We start from the raw sequence: 23,644 nt of genomic DNA, 5'->3' as shown, positions 1-23,644 counted from the left end.
TTCATGTCATTTCTTACCTTAGAACATGTATCGCACCATTATTTTTCAAAAAAAAGCTATACAAAAGCATTGGATGATATTTCTTTTTCAGTCCGTGATGGTGAATTTGTTGCCTTGCTTGGTCCAAGTGGTTGTGGCAAGTCAACGATTCTTTCTATTATTGCTGGCATTATGGAGCAAACTACCGGTGATGTTTTACTAGAGGGAAAATCCTTACGTGAATCGAAACTAGCAATTGGCTATATGCTGCAACAAGATTATTTGTTTCCGTGGAAAACCATTATCGATAATGTCCTAATCGGGCCGAAAATCGGACGTAAAAAAATAAATGATTCTAAAGAGGAAGCCTTACAACTGCTAAAAGAAGTTGATTTGCCAGCAGTTGCGAATGCTTATCCAGATTCATTATCAGGAGGGATGCGTCAACGTGTTGCCTTAGTGCGTACATTGATCACAAATCCAAAGATCTTGTTGTTGGATGAACCATTTTCGGCACTTGATTATCAAACGAAGCTTAAACTGGAAGACTTAGTTTCCAAACTTTTACGATCCTATCATAAAACAGCAATTTTGGTAACGCACGATATTGGCGAAGCTATTTCTATGAGCGATCGAATTCTTTTAATGGATGCTAATCCTGGTTCAATTGCTAAAGTGTTTGAGGTTCCAATTGAATTACGTAATGAAACACCGTTTTTAGTCCGCAGACACCCAAAGTATCAGTTGTTATTTGATAGGATTTGGGATGCGCTGAATGATAATGATTCAACTTCTAATAAAAAGGTGGTGCCTAATACTGATGCAACAGAAACCTGATCACCACCTTTTTGAAAACTATAAAAATAAATTAAAGCGTGAAAAAAAGATTGTTTTTTCATGGCAAATTATTATTTTAATTGGTTTCTTTGCGCTATGGGAAATTGCCAGCAGATTATATTGGATTGATCCATTATTGTTTAGTTCACCATCAAAAATTGTGAACCAATTAATTGATAAATTTTCTGATGGTTCGATAATCCCCCATGTGCAAGTAACATTGATTGAAACAGTGCTCGGATTTATTATCGGAACTATACTTGGTATCTTGATAGCTACCATTTTATGGACTTCACGCAGACTATCTAAAATTATGGATCCTTATTTGGTAATCGGAAATGCAATGCCTAAGGTTGCACTTGGACCAATCATTATTGTTGCACTCGGTCCTGGTTATATTTCGATCATTGCGATGGGTGCAATAATCTCCGTCGTCATTACGACACTTGTTGTTTACTCCGGATTTAGGGAAGTTGATCCGAACTATGAGAAAGTGTTAAAAAGCTTTGGAGCCACTCGTTGGCAATGTTTTAAAGAAGCAATATTTCCAGCTACACTCCCGACCATGATTTCCACCTTAAAAGTTAACGTTGGGCTTTCTTGGGTCGGTGTTATTGTAGGTGAGTTTCTCGTTTCGAAGGAAGGACTAGGTTATTTAATTGTCTATGGGTTCCAAGTTTTTGATTTCACATTAGTTATGTCCAGTTTGATTTTAATAGCAATCGTAGCAGGTATCATGTACAAAATTGTAGAAAAAATGGAAAGCTGGCTGATCAAGCATACAGGTTAACGACAAAACGCCTGCACTTCATGCAGGCGTTTCGTTTGTTAGAAAAAAGCACTAGCGTTTTTCTTTATGTGCCCCATACAATGTGTTAGCACACCATCTTTCATGATAAAGCTAAACAGATCATTATGCTTCACATCTTTTGGAATAGCATTCAATAATACAGGACCATCCGTTTCATAATAAGTATTCTGCAATGTTAGTTCGTCAATCTTTGCAAAATACACATTTTTAATGATATTCCCACCTTTTCCAGCAACAAAGTATTGACCAATATAACGAATAGATTTCACTATTCCACCAGTTTCTTCCATAACTTCACGTATTGCTGCTTGATCCGCCGATTCATCATTTTCTACTTTACCACCTGGAAATTCTAATCCCCTGTCTTTGTGCTTTGTTAATAACCAATCATCATTAAATTTACAAATCACCCAAACATGCTTAGGGTCATTTGAAAATGGATGATTAGCAAAAGAAAGTTTAACCTCGTTATTGTAATAATCTCTAAATGTATTCATTCGTTCAACTGCCTTCATTTCATCAAAAGTTAGTAAGAATAATCAATATTCGTGATCTTCCAGTCATCTTTACTATACGTGAATATCAATTCAATTGTGTAGTTACCATGTAAATCGGAACTGTTATGTTGTATTACCTTTGCTTGATTCTGTTTTAATTGTATCATACGAAAGTCATTTTTTTCATTAAACCAGGCTGGTGTTTCTGTTGGAACAATATATAATCCGTCGGGCTGTTCATTATAAAAAGCGTCAATGTATTTTTTTGCTACCTTTTCAGAAGCAACCTTTTTAAACGCCTTACTTAATTCCTCCTTGGTTTGATAATTCCTTACTTTGTAATAATCATCCGTTTTTTGAACTAGTAATGTCATGAATTTGTTCGTCTTAGCGATAACTTTTTTAGATAACGATTTATAAGCGGTTTCTGTTTGTTTGTTTCGTTTTATCGGATTTACCTTTGAGACTGATGTAACTGATACCGTATGATTCTCAGCACTATTATATTTAATTGCAGAAGCAGTTTGTATGCCAGATGTCTGGACAATAAATAATAAAGTTAATATGATAACAGTTGTACTAATCTTCCTTATAAGTTTCATACATGCTCCCCCTCCAAGTTGTATGTATATGTTACTTACAATACGTTATTCCTTTTTTTAGAGAGGGATAAACATTTATTTCCATCTACAGTGCAAGAAGTAGGGAACTTGATACATTTAAATCAAATTCCCTGGTACACTACAATTGTCTGTCCGATAACACTCCCATGTTATCAATATGTGTTCGGGTTTCATCATCACCAAGTTCATAAATCATTTGAAACGCCTCAGTCATACCATTATCATAATCATCATTCGATTCATCATTGTGGTATGGCATAATCGGTACATGGGCACGAAAAAAAGCACGAAAATCCGCGTCATCCATATCATTCATTTTATGCCGTAATGCACTTGCTTCGTCTTCTGTTGCATAGATAACCAGTTCTTCATTATTGTGATATTTCATTTGGGATATTTCCCTGCTTCCCATATTAATATAAAATTTCTTCTTTTCTTTTTCCATATCCACACCTCCTGTTCTTAATGTGGCTAAAAAAATAAGAATCATGTATGGAAACAGAAGCAGTAGATTTCGTTTTCAGCGGTTAAATTTACACAAACAAAAAATCAAATTAGGACCAAAAAGCCCATCAATACCTGTCATTGATGGGCGGATAAAATTTATTGAATTGCGGAAGATGGTTGTGTTCGATTAGCAAAAATACAACGACCTTTTCCATGGGGAATACACATTGGTGTTCCAAACATCGGGTCAAAGGTTACGTCACATTTCATTTGAAACACTTCATGTACTAAGTTGCAAGTGACAATTTCTTCTGGCTTTCCTTGAGCAAAAACCTTTTTGTCTTTAATTGCAACAATATGATGTGCATAGCGACAAGCAAGGTTTAAATCATGTAACACCATAACAACAGTACGCCCATCTCTTTCGTTTAGTTCGAATAAAAGGTCAAGTACATCAATTTGATGTGTCATATCTAAATAAGTTGTCGGTTCATCGAGTAGAATGGTGTCTGTTTGTTGTGCCAACGTCATTGCAATCCAAGCTCGCTGGCGCTGTCCACCAGACAATGAATCAACGGAACGGTCTTTTAATTCAAGCATGTTTGTAGCTTCAAGCGCATGATTAACAGCATTTTCGTCGTCCTTTGACCAGGATTTCAAAAAGCCTCGATATGGGTGTCTGCCTTGTTTAACGAGCTCCATTACCGTCAGTCCCTCTGGTGTAACAGGACTTTGTGGTAGGATTGCCAGTTTTTTCGCTACTTCTTTTGTACCCATTTTAGCAATATCCGAGCCATCAAGCACGACATCTCCACCTTTTGGCTTGAGTAACCTGGCCAATGACCGAAGCAATGTTGATTTTCCGCAACCATTTCCACCAATAAATACGGTAATTTCACCTTTAGGTATTGTTATATTTAAATCATCAATAATAATATCTTCACCATATCCGAGTGTTAAATCATTCGCTGTTAACGTTTGCATCGGAATCTCTCCCCACATCCTACATGAAAAAAACCTACACATTTATGTATGGTCTCTTTTCAATAAGTATTGTATCTCTAGTTTATTTGCTTTTGAATGATTAGTCAATGATTTTGAGAATCTTTATCAATTAGTTTCTGAAACTTCTGTGACAGAAACATCAGAACAATAACGATTTTTGTCAAGATTGTTTTCTAAGAAATTGTTGTTTTGTCACAACAGATATAAAATGCGCAGTAAGTATTATGTTGGTTTCACATTGTTTGTTGCTTTATGCCCCGCAGCCCGTATACACTTCGCTTTCCGGGGGCGGCTGGAGAGCCTCCTCGTGCTAACGCACTGCGGGGTCTCACCTATGCCTCTCATCCCCCAGGAGTCTACGTGTATACGGGCTGCTTGTGAGGACATATATGCTTTAATATTTCCCTTTAATCAAGCATTAATAATGGTAATAATACGAGAAAGCCAACACTAGCGCAGGAAATACACGTAGACTCCTTGAAAATAAAAATCCATTTTCTGCGTGCGATGTTACGCTGTCGAAGCATTCCTTGTCCTGCGGGAAAGCGAAGACGATGAGACACCAAAGTGAGCGGTTTTCTCACGAGGAGGCTCATCGCGAGCCCGCGGAAAGCGTAGTGTATTTCCGGAACGGTGGGACAGCAATTTCTTAGTTACGTCGTATTTTCTAGCTACTACGAAATTTTGAAAAGCAACAAACAATGCGGAAACAGCCTTTGCCAATTAACTGCTTAACCACTTTGCCAATTCGGTTCGTACCAATTTATTGGAGGCGTTTCTTGGAAGATGATCAACAAAATGGATTTGCTTTGGTAATTTATATTTGGCTAGTCGTTTTTTTGCATAGGTAATGATTTCTTCCTTTGTCACTTTTTCATCTTGGGCAACGATAAACGCAACGGGTACTTGTCCCCATGTATCATCATCACTGCCAACAACACCAACCTCACTGATTTGAGTCATACCGGAAAGAACGCTCTCCACTTCGGTTGGATAAATATTTTCGCCACCAGAAATAATTAAATCTTTTCGTCGATCAACGACATATAAAAAACCTTCCTCATCTACATATCCTAAGTCACCTGTAGCCAACCAGCCGTCATGAATAGATTTTAAAGTTGCCTCTGTTTTGTTAAAGTAGCCGTTCGTTACCATTGGACCTTTGACAAAAATTTCACCGACGGGACTTTCTTCTGTCTTGGCGATTCTTAGTTGTGCTGGGACTAGTGGTTTACCAGACGAACCAATTTTATCCAATGCGTCTTTAGGACTTAGTGTAACAATTTGGGACGATGTTTCGGTCATACCATACGATTGAAAAACGGGAATATGGCTGGCCTTTGCCTTTTCCAATAATGGTCTTGGAGCAGGACCACCACCTAGCAACATACAGCGAAATGTCTCTGGATAATGCTCCTCTCCAATTAAGTTAACTAACCGCTGCAGCATTACTGTAACAACAGAGACAATTGTCACTCCCCGTTGCAAAATAGCATCATGCACAATTATTTCATCAAATTTTTCTAGTATATAGACAGGCATCCCATAAATAACACTTTTGATAAAAATAGATAAGCCACCAATATGAAAAATTGGCAATGTGGCGAGCCACTTATCATTGGCACTTAATCCCAGATTTAATGCTGATCCAATTGCACTCCACCAATGGTTACCGTACGTATGGATAACTCCTTTTGGGAAACCTGTTGTTCCAGAAGTATAGATAATTGTAAACGTATCATCCAAATTTATCTCTGTAAGAAGCGCTACATCCATTTCCAATAGATTGTCTATTTCTGAAAAGGTCTTTACTGACACAGGTAAATCCATTGCATCTTCTTCAAGACTGTCAGATGTTAATACAAGCGAAATTGCTGCATCATCGATCTGATATGTCAATTCTTCCTTTGTTAAACGCGTATTCAACATGACCGACACAGCACCAATATAGCTTAATGCATGGATTGCAATTACCATGGATGTATTGTTGTCCGATAATATTCCAATATGCGCTCCTTTTTTCACCCCACTACTCGCTAGCTTTTTGGCAAAGGCTTGGCTTCTTTCTTTTAATTTCAAAAAGGTAATTATCTCTCCATTCACATGCTCTATTGCTGGTTGATCTGGAGAGAGATAAGCTTGTTTGGTTAACCAGTGCGGGATAACCTCCGACATGATTCAACACCTCTATTTATCATTGAAAAACCTTTGCCAATTAGCAAAGGTTTTCCGAGAGTTAATTTATCCATAAATCAAGGGAAACGCGGGAACTGATCCCAGTCAGGTTTCCTTTTCTCCTTAAATGCATCGCGTCCTTCTTTCGCTTCATCAGTTGTATAGTAAAGAAGGGTTGCATCCCCGCCCATTTGCTGCAAGCCTGCAAGACCATCTGTAGCAGCATTAAAGGACGCCTTTAAGAAACGTAGAGCAGTTGGTGATTTTTCAAGAATTTCTTTACACCATTGCAATGTTTCTTCTTCCAATTTCTCTAGTGGTACGACCTTGTTGACCATGCCCATTTCATATGCTTCATCAGCGTTATATTGACGACATAGATACCAAATTTCACGTGCACGCTTTTGTCCAACCATTTCAGCAAGCAGGCCTGCACCATAACCAGCATCAAAGCTACCCACTTTAGGTCCTGTTTGTCCAAAAATAGCATTATCTGCAGCAATTGTTAAGTCACAGCAAATGTGTAGAACATGTCCTCCACCAATTGCATAACCTGAAACCATTGCAATAACCGGCTTCGGAATCGTCCGCATTAACCGCTGTAAATCGAGTACGTTCAAACGCGGAATTTGGTCTTCTCCAACATATCCGCCATTACCGCGAACCGTTTGATCACCGCCAGAGCAAAATGCTTTATCCCCTGCTCCTGCCAAAATGATCACGCCAATTGACGAGTCATCACGAGCATCGGCAAACGCATCAATCATTTCGTTTACTGTTAAAGGTGTAAACGCATTATGAACGCGCGGACGATTCATGGTAACTTTAGCGATACCATTGTATTTTTCATAAACAATTTCCTTATATTTTCTTGCTTGTTCCCATTGTACAGTCATAGTTTTCCTCCTTCAGAATATGTTGCTATGTAATTGGCAACGAGTGTTGGAAAATAAACTCCAATACTATTTTACCAAAAAAATTGGATTGTTCCACGTGAATTGCATGACCAGTATTTTCAACAACTGCTAAACGGCTATTTGGCAGGCTTTCGCGCATCTTTTTATTTAATTGTAGAAATTTTTCATCTAAGCTGCCAACGACAAGTAAAACAGGCACATCTAATTGTTCAAGAGATCCCCACCAAGAGGGTTGTACACCGGTCCCCATATACCGAAGTGATTGTGAAAGGCCTGCCTCTGATTGCGCAAGTCTTTCCACACGAACTTCCTGTTTTAGATTAGTTGGTAAGTTCAGCTGTGTTTGAAAGAGTGGAATATTCTCCCAAAAGTCGACAAATGCTGTAATACCCTCTTTTTCAATTTTTGTTGCCAGTTCTGTATCATGTATTACCCGTTTTTCTCGTTCTAAAACATCCTCTAACCCAGGCGATGAGCTTTCTAAGGTTAAGGATTGGACATGAGATGGGAACATCATAGCAAATGTTAATGCTGTGCGGCCCCCCATCGAATAGCCTACTAGATGAATACTTGTTAACTGTAAATGGTTCAGTAATTTTTTTACATCTTGGCAACACTTTTCCATCGTACGTGGAGTCTCTGTATTCGTTTTCCCATGTCCAGGTAAGTCAATCGTAATTACTTCAAACGTATCCTGCCATGCCGCAACCAATTTTTTCCACGTTTGGCTGCTGCCAGTAAACCCATGCAGCATGACAACAGGCGGCCCTTCACCAGTTCGCTCAAACCAGTAGGATGCATCATCTATTGAGAAATACACATGATCAATCCTCCTGTTCTTAATTTGTGTTCAAAAAGTGCATGTGAAGTTTAAGAAGAACACGGGATTTGTGAACCCCGCATCCTACCTTTTCAAGATTTCAGTTTCAATGGCTTGCCAACGATCACGATGCCACACAGCGTTTGCTTCGCGGTCTGTTTTTACTTCAATTACAGACAACCCTTTATTGTTATAACTTGAATCTAGTGCGTTTTTTAACTCAGATTCATTCGTCGCATTGCGATACGTCCCGCCATACATCGTAATAGCTTGTTGAAAATCAATATCAATTGGCGTTCCAAATAATGCTTCGAAATGTTTTTTATCATTTACTTGTGGTAAAAAGGAAAAAATCCCTCCACCATTGTTATTGATCAAAAGAATTGTAACCGCTAGATTGTAATGTTTGGCAGCCAAAAGACCGTTAAGATCATGGAAAAATGACAAGTCGCCAAGCAATAATGTTATATGTTTCCCATTAGCAGCTGCGCCCAATCCGCTTGAAACCATGCCATCGATCCCATTCGCCCCTCGATTAGCAAGCACCCTAACATTCTTGTCTGTTGTCATAAAAAAGGTATCTAAATCCCTAATCGCCATACTGTTTCCAACATACAAATTGCTGTTATCAGGCAGGACATCTAGCAGACAACTTACAGCATCGCCTTCTGTCAATGCGTTCCCCCTAGAATCAGCCGTTAACTGTTTTTTAGCAATTTGATTCATATCCTGCCATTCATGTAACCAGGAAGAATCAAAACTTACACCCTTTGCAATTCGAACTAAATCTTCACAAAACAGCTTTGCATCAGCATAAATGAATTCAGTAGCATTACCAGCTGGTTCACGGTATCCGGCATTTTCCTCGACAACGAATTGTTCAGCATCTTTATGTTCTTCTACATAAAATCGATACGTTTTAGCTACAGGCATGGCACCAAATCGAATTATAAAATCAGGTTTAAGTTGTTCTCGGATTTTTTTATGACGTAGGAAAGCATCATATCCTTCAATAATATGATCTTTTTGGTGCTGACCAGATCTTACCCCTGACAATGGATCCGCTAAAATTGGCAGTTGTAACACGGATCCTAGCCGAGTTACAGCTTCTGGAAAATCATCGTTTGTTTGTGGTCCGCAAACAATCAACCCTTTCTGTTTCCGCTGCAGTTTTTCAAGCAATTCATGTACCTGTTCCGGATGTATCCGCTTTGCTCCATCAAGAGTAGGATAATAGTTTTGCTCTATTTGTTTCCCCCATAAACCTTCCAATGAGAAATCTGGGATGAGTGGCTCCCGTAATGGAAAATTCAAATGAACTGGTCCGCTGTTACCTTCCTTTGCCATGTGAACTGCACGTGCAGCTTTGCTCCGTACATAATCAAGCATTTTCGGATTGCCTTCTGGTAAAGCCATTTCGTTAAACCACTTCACATAGTCACCATACAACTTAATTTGTTCAATCGCTTGCGGTGCACCGACATCACGCAGTTCATGTGGCCGATCAGCTGTTAAAATGACTAAAGGCACTCTACTATAGTGAGCTTCAACAATAGCTGGAAAATAATTCGCGGCAGCCGTTCCAGATGTACACAGGAGAGCTACTGGGCGTTTATTTTGTTTTGCCATTCCTAAAGCAAAAAAGGCTGCAGATCGTTCATCAATAATGATCCACTGGTTCATTTTAGGATGTTCCGCCATTGTCATTGCAAGCGGCGTTGATCGTGAGCCAGGCGAAATAACAACTTCCGTAAGTCCACTCTTAACAAGTTCATCAACAAAATTTGCAATATATCGTGTTAGTGTTTCAGTATGTTCCATTTTTTTATCCCCCTAAAACGGAAAGCATTGGTGTCAATTTAATCATCGTTTCTTCATATTCCGCCTCTGGATTGGAGTCTTTTACAACTCCGCAACCCGCGAACAACGAGGCTTCATCCCCTTGGATTAACCCCGAGCGAATTGCTACAGCAAATTCACCATTTTGGTTACTATCCAGCCAACCAACAGGTGCCCCATACCAACCTCTATCCAACTGTTCATTTTCCCTAATGAAAGATAAAGATTTTTCGCGAGGAACACCACCTAATGCTGGAGTTGGATGTAACTTCTTAATTATATCAAAAATACTATAACCATCTTTAAGTGTTGCCCTAACTGGCGTGTATAGATGTTGCAAGTTCTTTAAAGGATAGACAACAGGTTCATCTGGCAGTTGAATATTTGTACAATAGTCTTTGATCGCATGCCTAATCATTTTTACAACAAAATCATGTTCGTCCCTATTTTTGGAATCAAGGAGCAATGTTTGGCTGATTTCCCTATCTTCATCAGCTGTTTTACCTCTTGGTGCTGTTCCAGCTAAACACGTGGAAAGTAATTGCTGATTTTCTAATTTCACAAGTCGTTCTGGGGTTGCTCCAATAAAACAATCATCATCATGTTCAAAAGCAAACACATAACTATTCGTTTGAGTAGTGATTAGTTTATTTAGAACGGGTGTGATTTCTGCCTCTTTCGTTAGCTTTAACCGCATTTCACGAGCAAGCACTATTTTTTTGGCTTCATTTTGTTTAATTTCATCTGTTGCCGCTTTGACAACTTGTTTCCATTGATCCGGAGCGATTTCTTGCTTTGATTCGAGTTTGGCCTCATTTGGGAATTCTCTTGTTTCATGAAGCAACCCTGCTTCCATTCGTTTTAACTCGCTTGCAAGCTGTACAGGATGATCATCTTTTGTTGCTTGTGTATTAATCGTTATAAAATAATTAGTCCTATTTTTGGTTAATGTAAATTGTGGAATTTGAAATTCGCTATTCTTAAATTTTTTCCATAATGCTGATTTTGCCTTTTTAGGGTCAAATGCCATACCGCCTAGGGCAATTAATCCCGTACCTGGTGTTTGATATGGATTGTGAATGGTCGCATTTTCCACCTGTTTCCTCCATTGTCTTTCCGTTTCCTGAAACCGATTATCGTTTGCTACAATAGGACAAACGTTGCCAATTCCGACTAAATAAAAACCATCGGCAGTACTTGACCAAAAGGTACGATCCATATTCGAGTCTTTTGCCGCTTCAAAAAATTGGAGCGGATCGATTTCTTTATTAATTTTTTTTGTAAAACTGACTAGTTGCGTTCCATTTGTCGCTTTGGCCTGAACAATTGCCTGATCCAATAACGATTCCAACAACACTTCTTTCGTTTCAATCATCTATCTAAACCTCCGTTGCACGTACAAGTCATAAACTTCCTTCTCTATTTTATTCTCTTTTACACGGTTTCTCAAGGAATGGACCATTACTTAACCAAAAAGCAGAGAACAATGATTGAGCAGGTACCAGTTTCATTTTCCTGTTTGTTCATGACGATTTTGTGACATTTAGTAATTGACACCCCCTATCGAATTGCCTAAACTTAATATGATATTGATGAAAATTCAGGGGGAGCGCATTTATGCATTCGACGACAATTAAACAAGCCTTAAATGAAAAAGAAGGCTTTCAAATTTGGTGGCGCTTGTTACGACCACATACATTAACTGCATCATTTGTTCCTGTATTTGTTGGGACTATGCTTGCATACATTGATGGATCCATAAACATCATTTTATTTTTAGCAATGTTAATCGCATCTATGCTTATTCAAGCGGCAACAAATATGTTCAATGAATACTATGACTTTGTTCGAGGCTTGGATAATGAGGAATCTGTCGGTATAGGTGGAACAATCGTACGTGATGGAATATCAGCTAAGACAGTTTTACGGTTAGCGTTCATTTTCTTTGGGATTGCAATTATGTTAGGAATTTATATTTGTATGGTTTCAAGTTGGTGGATAGCGGTCATTGGTATAGTATGTATGCTGTTTGGCTATTTATATACAGGTGGTCCTCTACCAATTGCTTATACACCTCTTGGCGAATTATTCTCCGGATTTTTAATGGGTACTGTCATAATCGGTATTAGCTATTTTATCCAAACATTGACAATAACGGGGACTGTTATTCTAGTATCCGTTCCTGTTGCAATTTTTATTGGAAGTATAATGATGTCCAATAATATTCGGGATTTAGACGGTGATAAAGAAAACGGACGAAAAACAATTGCTATCTTACTTGGCAGAAAAAATGCCATCCGTTTTTTGAGTGGCCTATTTGTTATTGCTTTTGGATTAACAGCATTTTATATTATTGATGGGATGTTACCAGTCTGGTCGATTATCGCCTTTTTAAGTGTCATAAAAGCCATTGAAGTTATTAAAAAATTTCAAGGGAAGACAAAACCCCTCGAAATGTTACCGGCAATGGTAGCTACGGGTAAGACAAATACAATTTATGGATTTTTATTAGGAATCTCATTGCTATTAAGTAAGTTATTCTAATTTTTACAGGGGGAATAATTTTATGGAATTAAAAAATACGTTAATGAATTCACTCGGAATCGAAGTCCAAACACTTGATAAGGATCTAGTCATCATGACAATGCCTGTTGATCACCGAACACATCAGCCGGCAGGTTTTTTGCACGGTGGAGCAAATGTTGCACTTGCAGAAACTGCAGCAAGTGTTGGTGCATATAACCATGTAGATCCGGAGCAGTTTAGTGTGTTTGGTATGGAAATTAACGCCAACCACATAAAAAGCAAGCGTGATGGTGTCGTAACCGCAAAAGCAGTTCCACGGCATATTGGAAAAACAACAATGGTTTGGGAAATCAACATTGTTGACGAACAGGAAGAACTTATTTGTATGTCACGTTGCACGATAGGGGTTGTACCGAAAAGGACTACTGGTAATTCCACAAAAAAATAAACAGCAAATTACTTTTCAAACTGATAAAATCATTGTATAATTAACCTTACAATTATATATCGATTCCATCTTCGGGGCAGGGTGCAATTCCCGACCGACGGTAATGAACTTTATTTGTTCTAAGTCCGTGACCCGCTTGAGCCAAGTCTCGGCGGCTGATCTGGTGTAAATCCAGAACCGACAGTTACAGTCTGGATGGGAGAAGATGTCGAGCCGTTTTCTGGTGCATTTTGTTATGCGCTATTTATTCCTGTATATGAAAATATACCCTAAAGCCCCGATTAGGCACGCTTTAGGGTTTTTAGTTTGCACAGAAAAAGGGCCTATCCTTCATCACGAGATGTGGATCGATAACAGATGAAGGAGGAATTCGATGATGCAATCTGCAAACACGCAATCATCAAAATTACTTAAACTTATTATTCTAGCATTATTAGGAACCATATCACTCTTACTATTTTTCCTAAACTTCCCGGTATTACCAGGTTTTGGTTACTTAAAAATTGATTTTAGTGATGTGCCAGCATTAATTGCTGCTTTAATCTTTTCACCGCTTGCCGGGGTAATTGTAGAGGCAATTAAAAATGTCCTTTATATGGCAATTGGCGGTGGTGAGCCTGTGGGAATAGTCGCGAATTTCTTAGCCGGTGTCATGTTTGTCGTTCCTGCAGCTGTTTTATATCACAAATTCAAAGGTGTCAAAAGTATTGTATCTGGTTTAATCGCTGGCACAATAATAATGGCAATTGGAATGAGTATTTTAAATTACCTCGTTATTTTACCAATCTATGCATTATTTATGGGCATGGAAGAGATGAATATCGAAAGTGTTAAATGGTATACCGTAACGGCAGGAATTCTACCGTTTAATATAATAAAAGGAATCATCGTTGGAATATTATTCGTTCCCCTCTTTGTTAAAATGCGTAGCTGGATTGAACAAAAGCAAGCTAACACCATATAAAGTTTTTAAAGCTGGCCAAATTTAGGCTGGCTTTATTTATTTTTGCATTATTTGCTGCTAGTGAGTGCTTTAATATTAAGATTCTTTTCATAATGTTTGTTGCTTTTTAATTGCGTAGTTGATATATAATGCGACGTAACTTGGTGTGACTTCCTATCGTCCTGTCTAAGATGAGTGCTAATCCAGCGCTGCGGGAAAATACTCGCTTTCCATGGGGAACGCTTCAGCCTCCGAGGAGGCTGAAGCCGTGCCCGCGGAAAGCGAAGTATTCTGCCGGAGCGGAATCCAGACACACAATTATCATTAGAACGAGAGAAAATGTCATGAAAGAGACTTTTCACTGTGTCACATTTTATATCTATTGCGTCAAAAACAACAAATGTTTTCGATGGGGAGAGTAATCGCAGTCCTAATCTTTTAGAAAACTGATTAATTTTAAACTAACTTCAAATCAATAATTGTAGGGCATAAAGAAATGCAGAAGGAATATTTCATCCTTCTGCATTGTGGTTTACAACTGATTATTATTCATCAATATTGATAGATAAGTTACCATCTGCCGTTTGACGTGTTTCGTTGCCGTAGTCATCGACAACTTTTACTTCAATGACGGCACCATCTGCTTTTACATTATTGGTTGCTGTCCAGTATCCAACATAATGTCCATCAGAAGTTTCACGCATTGGCAATTCTGTTGCATTGTTCCCTTGTGTATTTGTTAATGGCATATGGATAAAGAATGTTGCATCCAATCCTGGCTCACTATCAAATTCAATTTTCACGCTTTCACCGGCTTGAAGGTTTACATCATCTGTCGGTGTCACGTTTTCGATTACTGGTGCATTGTATTTTACATCAAGCGTAACTTTCTGCTTCGCCTTGTTTCCTGCTTGGTCTTTGGCGACTACTTTAATCACGTTTTCACCATTATCAAGCAAGATACGTTTTGCATACTTTCCGTCGGTAACTTTGGCCTTTTTACCGTTCACTTTAACCCAGTCAACGTTAGCATCAGCAACAATTCCTTCAACAGTAACTGTTTCACGATTTGTTTTACTTCCATCTTTAGGGTTATCAATTGTCAACTCTGGTTTTTCTGTATCCAATGTTACGGTAACAGGATCCGATTCACCTGTTTCTTCACCATTTACCATGGATATTGCGGTAAATTGATTTTCCCCTTCTGTAAGTTCAGCTGGAATCGCAAATTTACCATCATCCCCAACTTCAACTGTATCAACTTCTTCTCCGTTATTATTCAATTGTATAGTTGTTGTAGGAGATGCAGTTCCTTCAACAGTTATATCAGTTTCATTTGTTATAAAGTTTTCCGTTGGCGAAGTAATAGCAGGTGCACTTACTTCATAACTTACCAGAGCACGTATCATATAGTTACCCTCCGCAGCAGGTGATGGTGACCATGTACCACCTACCAATTGATAGCTTCGTTCCGCATTGGTTCCATCTTCATCCGTTGCAAGACCTGGTGTATTCGGATTAGGATGAGTTTGAATGTAAACCATATAGAAATCGCCATCAACGACAATGTTATGCTCGCTTAAATCAACAACTGTCCACTCTCCATTACGCAATGCCTCAGCATCGATTGGACCAGCAATTTTTTCACCTGGTTGACCGTCTTCACCAGATGCATCCCAAACTTCTACTGCGAATTCTGTACCACCAGGAACTGGAAATTCTGTGTCCCAGAAGCGGAACACGCCATCCGTAACGACAGCAGATTCTTTGCCCTCTGGTAAGGACATTTTTACTGCCCAACCATTTCCAGCGTCATAAAATGCCCGTGCGTTTTCGGCTGACCCATCGTCATAACCGATTTCTCCACCTGGATACGTGTAGAATGGATCAAGTTCAACATCTACATCAAGATCCTCATCTTCAACTGTAATTTCAATTTCTTTACTGTGGTAATCACGTGCCAACACTTTAAGTGTGTAGGTACCTTCATATGCTGTTATTGAGTAATTACCTTTCCCATCCGTTTTTACTGGTGTAACATTGGCATCTTCAACAAGGAGGATTGTAGCACCTTCAATAGGCTCACCTGTTTTCTCATCCGTAATTGTACCGCCAACTGTTCCCTGCGGAATTTCTTCCAATGTGAAATCAGCTTCGGCAACACCGTCATCCTCTATAGTTACAGATTGTTGTTTTGAACTAAAACCATAGGCCTCTGCTTGCACTGTGAATTTCCCCGCAGGATGTGTTAACGAATACGATCCATCATCAGGATCTGTATTAACGGAACGCCCACTTTCCAAAACACTTACTTGTGCACCGATTGGCAATAGTGTAGGATTAATTACATCCTCTTCCACAGGAGGATTCTCTTTTTTAGGTATTTCCGGCTTAATTTTAGCTGGATTTACCTTTTCTTTTAATGCTGCTTTATCATTGCTTTTAATAACACCAAGGCCATTATTTGTCTTGTGCTTTTTACCGTGATGAATACCAAGCCCTAGTCCGTTCCCTCTATTTAAACCAAGTCCAAGACTTAAGCCGTTTCCTTTATTAAGTCCTAACCCTAGGCCATTTCCTTTACCATGATTCTTTCCTATTGATACGTTACTACTTTGAGATGTATCAGATAAAGCGATATCGTCAATATACCATCCTTCTCTTGTAACACTACCATCTGAAGTTACATTGAAACCGATATAGATTCGTTGACCGCTATAATCTGATAAATCAACTTCTGCACTCTCCCAGTCATCTGTTGTTCCTTGTACACGTGTTAATTGTGTCCATTCCTCTTGGTCTGTTGAAACAAACACATGACCGAAATCATAAGCTCTTCCTGAAGAGTACATTTCCAAATCATGCCATTGGTTAAACTGTAGATACGTATTGCCTTCTGGTAAATCAATTGGTGGCATGACAAGTGTTGCATTCATACTGCTGTCATAATCACCAGCCAAGTTCGTTGCGTAGACATTGTCACCGGATGCTGCATTTTCCGGTCCAGATGTTGGTTCGCCACGTTCCCAGCTGTTGTTTTCACCGAATGTTGTCCAGCCAGTAGCTTCAGCTTCAAAATTTTCCTCATATCCAACTGTAATACCTGAATTAACAGTTACCGTATATGCATCACTTTCAACTTCATTATTTCCAAAATCATTGATAAACCATTTATAGGTAAGTGAGTCTTCCTTAACCTGATCTCCAGGAATAGTAGCCGCATATTCACCTGACTTAAAATCACCAGATGTACGTGCAGCTTTAACTGTTTTCCACTCACCATTCGTATCTTGGTACTGTAATTCCACGGATCCAACACTGATATTATCTGTAGCCTTTACAGATAAATTTAAATCCATTCCAGCATATGTTTCTGCAGGTGCAGTATGCTCGAATGCCGGTGCCTCTGTATCTTCACCTTGCTTCGTTACTTGCCCCTTTAATGTTCCAATTCCACTGTCAAGGGAGGAAACAGCATTATATACATTGACTAACCCATAGCCATATCCATTATTTGGTGTTTCCGGATATTCATCGTCTGTCAAAGGAGTTGCCGTATTTAGTAAAACTTCTTCCATTTCATCAATGGTAATGCTCGCATCAACTTGACGCAGTAATGCTGCTACACCTGATACAGCAGGACCTGCCATTGATGTACCACTCTTTCCGCCATATTCGCTTCCTGGTACGGATGAACGAATTCCAACTCCTGGAGCAGATATATCTGGCTTAATTTCATCGTATGGAGAAGGTCCTCGTAAAGAAAATCCTGCAAGTGCATCATTGCTATCTGTCGCCCCAGTTGCAAATGACTCTGGATAATTTGCAGGTGTTGCAACAGATCCTGGTCCACCTGGATTAAATAAATCTGTATTTCCCGCTGAAAACTCTGGGAAAATTCCGGCGGATCGCCAATTAATGACAACATCGCGGTACCATTCATCAAGACCTGGTCCTCCACCCCAAGAATTATTAACAACATCTGGAGCCATATCGACTCTAGCATTTCCTTCTGTGTCTGTAGGAGCTAAAATCCATTCGGCAGCAGCCAATAGATCAACATCCGATCCGCCATCTTCGGTAAAAGCTTTAACGGCAATAAACTCTGCACCAGGAGCAACCCCAATTTGGTTTGATCCATCCGGTTCACTGCCAACCATTGTGCCGGTTACGTGTGTTCCATGACCAATATCATCATATGGTTCTGCCTCATTAACAGTTGCATCGAACCAGTTAAAATCATGATCAACTTCACCAGTTGCTGCATCAAAACCACGATATTTTTCCTTAAGTGCTGGATGGTCCCACTGAACACCTGTATCAATGCTAGCTACAACTGTTCCTGTACCATCAATTCCCATTTCCCAAACTTGTGGGGCACCAACACGTTCAACGCTCCATTCCACATCTGACTCAGAAGGTTTAGTGTCTTTTGCTATTGATGTTTTCGCTTCTTTCGTTGCGGTAGTGAACAATTGACGTGTTTCGTTCGGTAATATTTTCTCAACCTCATTGTAAGTTGCTATTTTTTGTGCTACTTCTTTTGTTGCTGTAACTGCCATTCCATTGACAATGTAATACGACTTTATCTTCTCAACTTTTCCGTTATCAGCTGCTTTTTCAAGGTAATCAGTAACTTTTCGCTGCGACTCTAACGACGTTGATTTTAATTCTGATACAACGGCAGAACGTTGAATAAGTTCCGTTTTTTTAGCTGTGATGTTTGCCTTACTTGCATCCTTTTTCGCTTGTTCAGCGACTTTCTTCGTATCTGCCTTTTCCTTGAATTTTACTAAAAACGTTACTTTGTCATCCTTTTTAAATTCATCTAGCAAGCGATCGCTTACTTTTACTTTTGCAACAGTTTGGGAATCATTTAATGACTGGTGTACCTTGCCATTTGTCTCAGCACTTGCCATTCCGGGTGCAAACAATGAAAATGTCATGAGTAATGACGCGGCAATACTACTTGCACGTCTTTGCCGTTTTTTCTTTTTCAAATCCTTTTCCTCCTCCCGATTTTTGAAACTGTGCTTCTTTACGGTTTGTCGTCGTTGCTCTATTAACAAAACAAAATCTAGCAATGACGACATGAAAAAGACATCCTTCCCCCCTTTCTCTAGTGGTAAATCGTGAGAGTTCTGTGATGTCTGAAGTGCATTTTATGTGATTCTAGCTGTTAAGGAAACTATAATTGATAATCTGCGAAAAAGGTGTCGAATTGTGTCGCTTTAAATCAGAATTTTCAAAATTGATAGATAAGTACTGTCCCTCATATTTAAGGTGCAGACAATATGCCTAGTTGCTGCATATCGATATCTTTGTTAACGATCGTCGCAAAGCCATTTTATTAAGCATGTGACTATAAAACTACTTATCGCTTTTTTTCTTTAACTATAAAAAATGCGCTGATACACCTAGAAAATAATTCCTTATTTGTTCAATAAATAAAAAAATAGATAGTAACTAGTTCCTTTTCACCTGATTCGCGTGGAAATTTGTCTTTTAAAAGATGATTTAGTCACATTACCAATGATATAATGGAAGCCAAATGACCTACTGCTTCATTTCGAGAAATAAAAAAAGCCTTAATTCTTATAAAAAGAACTAAGACTTGATGTTGCTAACATTTTATTTAATCTTCCAGTGGGTTTAAACTTTCTTCTCCTGTTAGAGAGGCTATCATTGTAACTAGTAATTCAATTTCCTCATCAATATCTTTTAAACTTGATGTTTCAACTGGTGAATGCATATAACGCAATGGCAGTGATACAAGGGATACCGGTACTCCGCGACCAGTTAACCGCATTTTATCTGCATCTGTTCCAGTCATTCTGGGTGTTAATTCATATTGCACATGCATGTTTAATTTTCTAGCAGTTTTTTCTAGCAGTTTATTGATTTTAATGTTTATTGGGGCACCTTTTGCAAGTACCGGCCCTTTTTCTAAACGGACATCCCCATGTTTATTTTTATTTACACCAGGATAGTCTGTAGCAAACGTTACATCGCAGGCAATTGCCATTGTTGGCTGAAGACCGGCTGCTGCAAAGTACGCGCCCCCCATGTTTGTTTCCTCATTAACCGTACTTGCGGCATAAACACCAACCTGGCATCCTTTTTCAGACAAACGGCGAAGAACCTCGGCAACAATAAATGAACCAGTGCGATTATCTAAACCACGACCAGATATGTAGCGATCCATTAATATTTCTGGTTCGGTTTTATAAACAGCAAGATCACCAATTTGCACGTATTTTTCAGCTTCTTCTTTTGTTTTCCAACCACAGTCAATAAATAAATCCTCGAGGCCAAAGTCATCTTTAAGTCCCCCATGGTGCTGTGCATTAACCCCGATCACACCGGTTATTGTCTTGCTAAGCCCCAAAACAGTAGTCTTCATGCCGACCGCCGCTTTCGGGTTAATTCCTCCCATTTTGTCAAAATGCAAAAAGCCGTCTTCATCAATTCGATTAATCACAAGTGCAATTTCATCACAATGTCCAGCAAGTAACACTTTAAATGGTGCATCAGGATTCAGTACACCAATTGCATTACCAGCATTATCGGTTTTAATTTCATCTGCAAAATCCTCGACGTAATCAATCCATTTTTTCTGAATCTCCATCTCATTACTTGATGGTGAAGGTGTATGTAATAATTCTAATAAAAAATCCCTATTTGCTTGTTCCATATCGTTTCCTCCTCGATTTAAAAGTTAATTTTTTCTATAACAATCATAGCAAAATTTTAATATAGAAGCACTTTTGTTTACGAATTCTTACTTATTGGGTAGACTTTTAGCAGACAGTGAATGGAAGGGAGCACATTACAAATGAATTTGAACCAATGGTATGAAAAAGGAATGTCACCGGATACATATATCGAGTCAATGGAAAAACATAAAAATACCCTTTTACATATTTATGATCACTTTACACCACCTGAGGATAATGGGTCGACACGATCAATAAAAGATAAAAACCTACGCGTAATTGTTTTAACAGAGGATTGGTGCGGCGATGCAATGTTAAACATACCAATTCTGCTACGTCTAGCCGAGCAAACAAACATGCCTGTTCGGATGTTACTGCGCGATCAAAATTTAGACTTAATGGATCAGTACTTAACAAATGGAAAATCGCGCTCAATCCCAATTTTTATCTTTATTGATGAAGAAGGAAATGAAGTAGCTAAATGGGGACCGCGTGCCGAAAACATTCAACACTTTGTGGAGGATTCTCAAAGCAATTTACCTGCTAAAGATGCAACAGATTACAAGGAAAAATTTCAGGAAATGTTATTATTTATGACAAAATCATTCCGGGATAATACAGACTTTTGGGATGACGTTTATCAAAGCTTAAAAACGACATTAAAAAATAGTTAAATCCAAACTCACTCTACTCGAGTGAGTTTTTTCATTTTCGCGCAGTATAACTTAATAGGACCTTTGTCTATACTAATCAAGAAATACTGTTTTCTAAAAGATTGGGACTGCGATTACTCGCCCCATCGAAAACATTTGTTGTTCTTTACACAATAGATATAAAATGTGACGTAAATTTGCGTGACTTCCTTCCATCCTGTATAAGATGAGTGCTAATCCAGCGCTGCGGAAAAATACTCGCTTTCCATGGGGAACGCTTCAGCCTCCTCGCTCGCAAAGAACGCTCGCTGTGGGGTCTTCAGACTGTTCCTTTTCCCATAGGACTCTGAATAAACATCTTTGAATCTTCACCGCACGAAGAAAATGTGTATTTCATTTTCGAGGAGTCTCGCATTTTTCCGCAGCTTAGAATAGCTTTCTGTTCAAGGGAGTGAAAATCTGTGTAACGCAAAATTGCATGGCTTTCCTCTTTCGATAATCAGAACACTACTACCAGCGTAGGCGGAATACGCAGACTCCTGCGGGAATAGCACGTGTCCGAAGACCCCACAGGAAGCGCTCTTTGCTTCCGAGGAGGCTGAGGCCGTGCCCGCGGAAAGCGAAGTATTCTGCCGTAGCGGGGTCTAGCATTCATCCTACTTTAGAGTGAGAGAAAGCGTCACAAAAAAGAATTTTCACAGTGTCGCATTTTATATCAACTACGAAATTTAAAAAGCAATAAACATTACGAAAAGTGCCTTAGGAGAACCGTAATACTAGCTATAAATGAAAATTTTGTTACTTATCTCTTAAAAATATGGATTTCTTTAGACATAAGGTGAAAAACATGAACATTGAAGTAATTAAACATATTTATTTTCGACTACCGGTTATTGTTCGGTTGTTAATAACTATTTTTGTTGTCATGATTTTTTTCGGTATCATTATTCATTTTGTTGAACCAGCACAATTTCCTTCTGTTTTCGATGGTGTATGGTGGGCATTTGTAACCGGGGCAACAGTTGGTTACGGTGATTATGTTCCACTAACATTTTTCGGAAAAATCATCGGCATTTTGTTAATTTTATCTGGTGGTGGCCTGTTAACCTTTTATATCACACATATCTCTTCAGCAACTATTCAACATGAGCAGGAACTTTCAAGAGGAAACGTTGCTTTTAAAGCGCGTGATCACGTGATTTTTATCGGATGGAATGAACGAACAAGGCAATTAGTCAAGTTAACATCAGACCATGACCCCAGTATTGAAATCGTCCTAATCGACCGTACACTGAATCATTTGCCATATAAACAATTTCCAGTCCATTTTATTCATGGTGATGCAAGTGAAGATGCAACACTGCAACAAGCAAATATTGAGATGGCCGCACATATTGTTATTGCTGCGGATCATACAAAAAAAGAACGGCGGGCTGATCATAACACGATTTTGACAACAGTGGCAGTAAGAGGAAATAACAAGGAAGTACCAATCATTGCTGAAATCCTGTCTAAGAGTCAAATTGAAAATGCGGCACGTGCAGGAGCATCCACGATTATTCGATCGAACGATTTTATGAGTGTTTTACTTTACCATGAGCTATTCAATAAAAAAGAATCCGAACCATATGAAACCATTTTGCAGCTTTTATCCAGCCAGCATTTTGTACAAATAACATTGCCAAAAGAACTAGATGGAAAAGCCTTTCAAACAGGCGTTGTGTATTTTTCCGAAAAACAACACATACTACTTGGACTAATCCGCAAGCAAAAGTGGGAAATTAATCCACCTGCTGACTTCAAGCTGAAAGAGGATGACACCTTAATAGCAATGTCATCCCATCAATAGTCACTAATTATTTTTGCTTGATATCGTAATTTATGTTAAAATGTCTTATTGTGTAAAAGGAATCGAATAAGATATAGGAGTTGTTCAGCATGACAGACAAGTTTGAAACTGGTCAGGTTTTACAAGGAAAAGTTACAGGAATTCAACCATATGGTGCTTTCGTTGCCTTAAATGAGGAAACACAGGGCTTAGTTCATATCTCTGAAGTAACACACGGTTATGTAAAAGATATTCACGATCATTTAAAGGTTGGAGATGAAGTAAACGTTAAAGTGTTAAATGTTGATGAGGAGAATAATAAAGTATCATTATCAATCCGCGCAACAGAAGAAGCACCAAAGAAAAATACAAAAGCACCAAAAACTCAGACTGCAAAACCACAACAACAAGACAGTGGATCAAACGGATTCAATACATTAAAAGACAAATTAGAAGAATGGATTGAACAATCTAAAGAACGTGAAGGAACATTCAAGAAATAAGGTGTAAAAAGAGGCAGACTCAAGTTTATATTGACATTTTGTTGTCAATTTCACTCGAGCCTGCCTCTTTTTCACTC

General features: G+C 38.8%; 19 protein-coding genes and 1 riboswitch. Of the genes, 8 read left to right on the top strand and 11 right to left on the bottom strand.

The features are described from left to right. Positions 1-3 precede the first annotated feature (3 nt). Both C8270_RS10810 and C8270_RS10805 read left to right on the top strand, forming a co-directional pair. Positions 4-816 carry an ABC transporter ATP-binding protein gene (locus C8270_RS10810; protein ID WP_106496838.1) on the top strand — a complete coding sequence of 271 codons (813 nt, stop codon included), beginning with the start codon at positions 4-6 and terminating at the stop codon, positions 814-816. Beyond that, complete coding sequence (locus C8270_RS10805) at positions 800-1,606, top strand: ABC transporter permease (protein ID WP_106496837.1); 807 nt, start codon at positions 800-802, stop codon at positions 1,604-1,606. The genes C8270_RS10810 and C8270_RS10805 overlap by 17 nt, the downstream gene beginning before the upstream one ends. Positions 1,607-1,644: 38 nt before the next feature. Here the strand turns inward: C8270_RS10805 and ytkD are convergent, their stop codons facing one another. The 9 genes from ytkD to C8270_RS10760 form a co-directional block, all read right to left on the bottom strand. Next, positions 1,645-2,124, bottom strand: a complete 480-nt coding sequence (ytkD, locus tag C8270_RS10800) for an RNA deprotection pyrophosphohydrolase (protein ID WP_106496836.1) — start codon at positions 2,122-2,124, stop codon at positions 1,645-1,647. A gap of 29 nt (positions 2,125-2,153) precedes the next feature. After that, entirely contained in the window at positions 2,154-2,726 is a 573-nt protein-coding gene (locus C8270_RS10795) for a hypothetical protein (protein WP_106496835.1), read from the bottom strand. Between the two features lie 139 nt (positions 2,727-2,865). After that, positions 2,866-3,192 carry a hydrolase gene (locus C8270_RS10790; RefSeq protein ID WP_106496834.1) on the bottom strand — a complete coding sequence of 109 codons (327 nt, stop codon included), beginning with the start codon at positions 3,190-3,192 and terminating at the stop codon, positions 2,866-2,868. Positions 3,193-3,350: 158 nt separating this feature from the next. Then, complete coding sequence (locus tag C8270_RS10785; RefSeq protein ID WP_106496833.1) at positions 3,351-4,178, bottom strand: ABC transporter ATP-binding protein; 828 nt, start codon at positions 4,176-4,178, stop codon at positions 3,351-3,353. Positions 4,179-4,922: 744 nt separating this feature from the next. Beyond that, a complete protein-coding gene (locus C8270_RS10780) occupies positions 4,923-6,374 on the bottom strand; it encodes an o-succinylbenzoate--CoA ligase (RefSeq protein ID WP_106496832.1) in 1,452 nt (483 codons plus the stop codon). A gap of 77 nt (positions 6,375-6,451) precedes the next feature. Then, the gene (gene menB, locus C8270_RS10775; RefSeq protein WP_106496831.1) at positions 6,452-7,270 is read right to left on the bottom strand and encodes a 1,4-dihydroxy-2-naphthoyl-CoA synthase; all 819 of its coding nucleotides are present in this window, start codon (positions 7,268-7,270) and stop codon (positions 6,452-6,454) included. A gap of 25 nt (positions 7,271-7,295) precedes the next feature. Further along, on the bottom strand, positions 7,296-8,111 hold the full coding sequence (gene menH / locus C8270_RS10770; RefSeq protein ID WP_106496830.1) for a 2-succinyl-6-hydroxy-2,4-cyclohexadiene-1-carboxylate synthase: 816 nt from the start codon (positions 8,109-8,111) through the stop codon (positions 7,296-7,298). An 84-nt stretch (positions 8,112-8,195) separates the two neighbouring features. Beyond that, positions 8,196-9,932: a 2-succinyl-5-enolpyruvyl-6-hydroxy-3-cyclohexene-1-carboxylic-acid synthase gene (gene menD / locus C8270_RS10765; protein WP_106496829.1), complete on the bottom strand. Its 1,737-nt coding sequence runs from the start codon at positions 9,930-9,932 to the stop codon at positions 8,196-8,198. Positions 9,933-9,936: 4 nt separating this feature from the next. Continuing rightward, positions 9,937-11,325 carry an isochorismate synthase gene (locus C8270_RS10760; protein WP_106496828.1) on the bottom strand — a complete coding sequence of 463 codons (1,389 nt, stop codon included), beginning with the start codon at positions 11,323-11,325 and terminating at the stop codon, positions 9,937-9,939. Between the two features lie 242 nt (positions 11,326-11,567). Between C8270_RS10760 and C8270_RS10755 the strand changes: the two genes are divergently transcribed. The 3 genes from C8270_RS10755 to C8270_RS10745 all read left to right on the top strand — a co-directional run bounded on the left by C8270_RS10755 (position 11,568) and on the right by C8270_RS10745 (position 13,888). Next, positions 11,568-12,494: a 1,4-dihydroxy-2-naphthoate polyprenyltransferase gene (locus tag C8270_RS10755; protein WP_106496827.1), complete on the top strand. Its 927-nt coding sequence runs from the start codon at positions 11,568-11,570 to the stop codon at positions 12,492-12,494. A 22-nt stretch (positions 12,495-12,516) separates the two neighbouring features. Further along, entirely contained in the window at positions 12,517-12,924 is a 408-nt protein-coding gene (locus C8270_RS10750; RefSeq protein ID WP_106496826.1) for a hotdog fold thioesterase, read from the top strand. 63 nt (positions 12,925-12,987) lie between these two features. Continuing rightward, positions 12,988-13,135: riboswitch (FMN riboswitch) on the top strand. Positions 13,136-13,300: 165 nt separating this feature from the next. Beyond that, positions 13,301-13,888 carry an ECF transporter S component gene (locus C8270_RS10745; RefSeq protein WP_106498519.1) on the top strand — a complete coding sequence of 196 codons (588 nt, stop codon included), beginning with the start codon at positions 13,301-13,303 and terminating at the stop codon, positions 13,886-13,888. A gap of 524 nt (positions 13,889-14,412) precedes the next feature. Here the strand turns inward: C8270_RS10745 and C8270_RS10740 are convergent. Both C8270_RS10740 and C8270_RS10735 read right to left on the bottom strand, forming a co-directional pair. Beyond that, on the bottom strand, positions 14,413-18,813 hold the full coding sequence (locus C8270_RS10740) for a S8 family peptidase (protein ID WP_234028647.1): 4,401 nt from the start codon (positions 18,811-18,813) through the stop codon (positions 14,413-14,415). A gap of 689 nt (positions 18,814-19,502) precedes the next feature. Further along, positions 19,503-20,561, bottom strand: a complete 1,059-nt coding sequence (locus C8270_RS10735) for a M20/M25/M40 family metallo-hydrolase (RefSeq protein WP_106496824.1) — start codon at positions 20,559-20,561, stop codon at positions 19,503-19,505. A 141-nt stretch (positions 20,562-20,702) separates the two neighbouring features. Between C8270_RS10735 and C8270_RS10730 the strand changes: the two genes are divergently transcribed. The 3 genes from C8270_RS10730 to yugI all read left to right on the top strand — a co-directional run bounded on the left by C8270_RS10730 (position 20,703) and on the right by yugI (position 23,567). Next, a complete protein-coding gene (locus tag C8270_RS10730) occupies positions 20,703-21,257 on the top strand; it encodes a thioredoxin family protein (RefSeq protein ID WP_106496823.1) in 555 nt (184 codons plus the stop codon). An 826-nt stretch (positions 21,258-22,083) separates the two neighbouring features. Continuing rightward, entirely contained in the window at positions 22,084-23,085 is a 1,002-nt protein-coding gene (locus tag C8270_RS10725) for a potassium channel family protein (protein ID WP_106496822.1), read from the top strand. An 89-nt stretch (positions 23,086-23,174) separates the two neighbouring features. Next, positions 23,175-23,567, top strand: a complete 393-nt coding sequence (gene yugI, locus C8270_RS10720) for a S1 domain-containing post-transcriptional regulator GSP13 (protein WP_106496821.1) — start codon at positions 23,175-23,177, stop codon at positions 23,565-23,567. The last annotated feature ends 77 nt before the right edge of the window (positions 23,568-23,644 follow it).

It is taken from the genome of Lentibacillus sp. Marseille-P4043 (assembly GCF_900258515.1).
Taxonomy (GTDB): domain Bacteria; phylum Bacillota; class Bacilli; order Bacillales; family Amphibacillaceae; genus Lentibacillus_C.
Note: the sequence above shows the minus strand (reverse complement) of the source record. Positions and strands in the feature narration are given on the sequence as shown.

What these genes read in the sequence shown, in the direction of transcription:
- C8270_RS10745 (WP_106498519.1), top strand. Translation starts at nt 13,301, where the DNA reads ATGCAATCTGCAAACACGCAATCATCAAAATTACTTAAACTTATTATT.
- ytkD (WP_106496836.1), bottom strand. Translation starts at nt 2,124, where the DNA reads ATGAATACATTTAGAGATTATTACAATAACGAGGTTAAACTTTCTTTT.
- C8270_RS10730 (WP_106496823.1), top strand. Translation starts at nt 20,703, where the DNA reads ATGAATTTGAACCAATGGTATGAAAAAGGAATGTCACCGGATACATAT.
- C8270_RS10805 (WP_106496837.1), top strand. Translation starts at nt 800, where the DNA reads ATGCAACAGAAACCTGATCACCACCTTTTTGAAAACTATAAAAATAAA.
- yugI (WP_106496821.1), top strand. Translation starts at nt 23,175, where the DNA reads ATGACAGACAAGTTTGAAACTGGTCAGGTTTTACAAGGAAAAGTTACA.
- menD (WP_106496829.1), bottom strand. Translation starts at nt 9,932, where the DNA reads ATGGAACATACTGAAACACTAACACGATATATTGCAAATTTTGTTGAT.
- C8270_RS10755 (WP_106496827.1), top strand. Translation starts at nt 11,568, where the DNA reads ATGCATTCGACGACAATTAAACAAGCCTTAAATGAAAAAGAAGGCTTT.
- C8270_RS10790 (WP_106496834.1), bottom strand. Translation starts at nt 3,192, where the DNA reads ATGGAAAAAGAAAAGAAGAAATTTTATATTAATATGGGAAGCAGGGAA.
- C8270_RS10725 (WP_106496822.1), top strand. Translation starts at nt 22,084, where the DNA reads ATGAACATTGAAGTAATTAAACATATTTATTTTCGACTACCGGTTATT.
- C8270_RS10810 (WP_106496838.1), top strand. Translation starts at nt 4, where the DNA reads ATGTCATTTCTTACCTTAGAACATGTATCGCACCATTATTTTTCAAAA.
- menB (WP_106496831.1), bottom strand. Translation starts at nt 7,270, where the DNA reads ATGACTGTACAATGGGAACAAGCAAGAAAATATAAGGAAATTGTTTAT.
- C8270_RS10780 (WP_106496832.1), bottom strand. Translation starts at nt 6,374, where the DNA reads ATGTCGGAGGTTATCCCGCACTGGTTAACCAAACAAGCTTATCTCTCT.
- C8270_RS10735 (WP_106496824.1), bottom strand. Translation starts at nt 20,561, where the DNA reads ATGGAACAAGCAAATAGGGATTTTTTATTAGAATTATTACATACACCT.
- C8270_RS10750 (WP_106496826.1), top strand. Translation starts at nt 12,517, where the DNA reads ATGGAATTAAAAAATACGTTAATGAATTCACTCGGAATCGAAGTCCAA.
- C8270_RS10760 (WP_106496828.1), bottom strand. Translation starts at nt 11,325, where the DNA reads ATGATTGAAACGAAAGAAGTGTTGTTGGAATCGTTATTGGATCAGGCA.
- C8270_RS10795 (WP_106496835.1), bottom strand. Translation starts at nt 2,726, where the DNA reads ATGAAACTTATAAGGAAGATTAGTACAACTGTTATCATATTAACTTTA.
- C8270_RS10785 (WP_106496833.1), bottom strand. Translation starts at nt 4,178, where the DNA reads ATGCAAACGTTAACAGCGAATGATTTAACACTCGGATATGGTGAAGAT.
- C8270_RS10740 (WP_234028647.1), bottom strand. Translation starts at nt 18,813, where the DNA reads ATGACATTTTCATTGTTTGCACCCGGAATGGCAAGTGCTGAGACAAAT.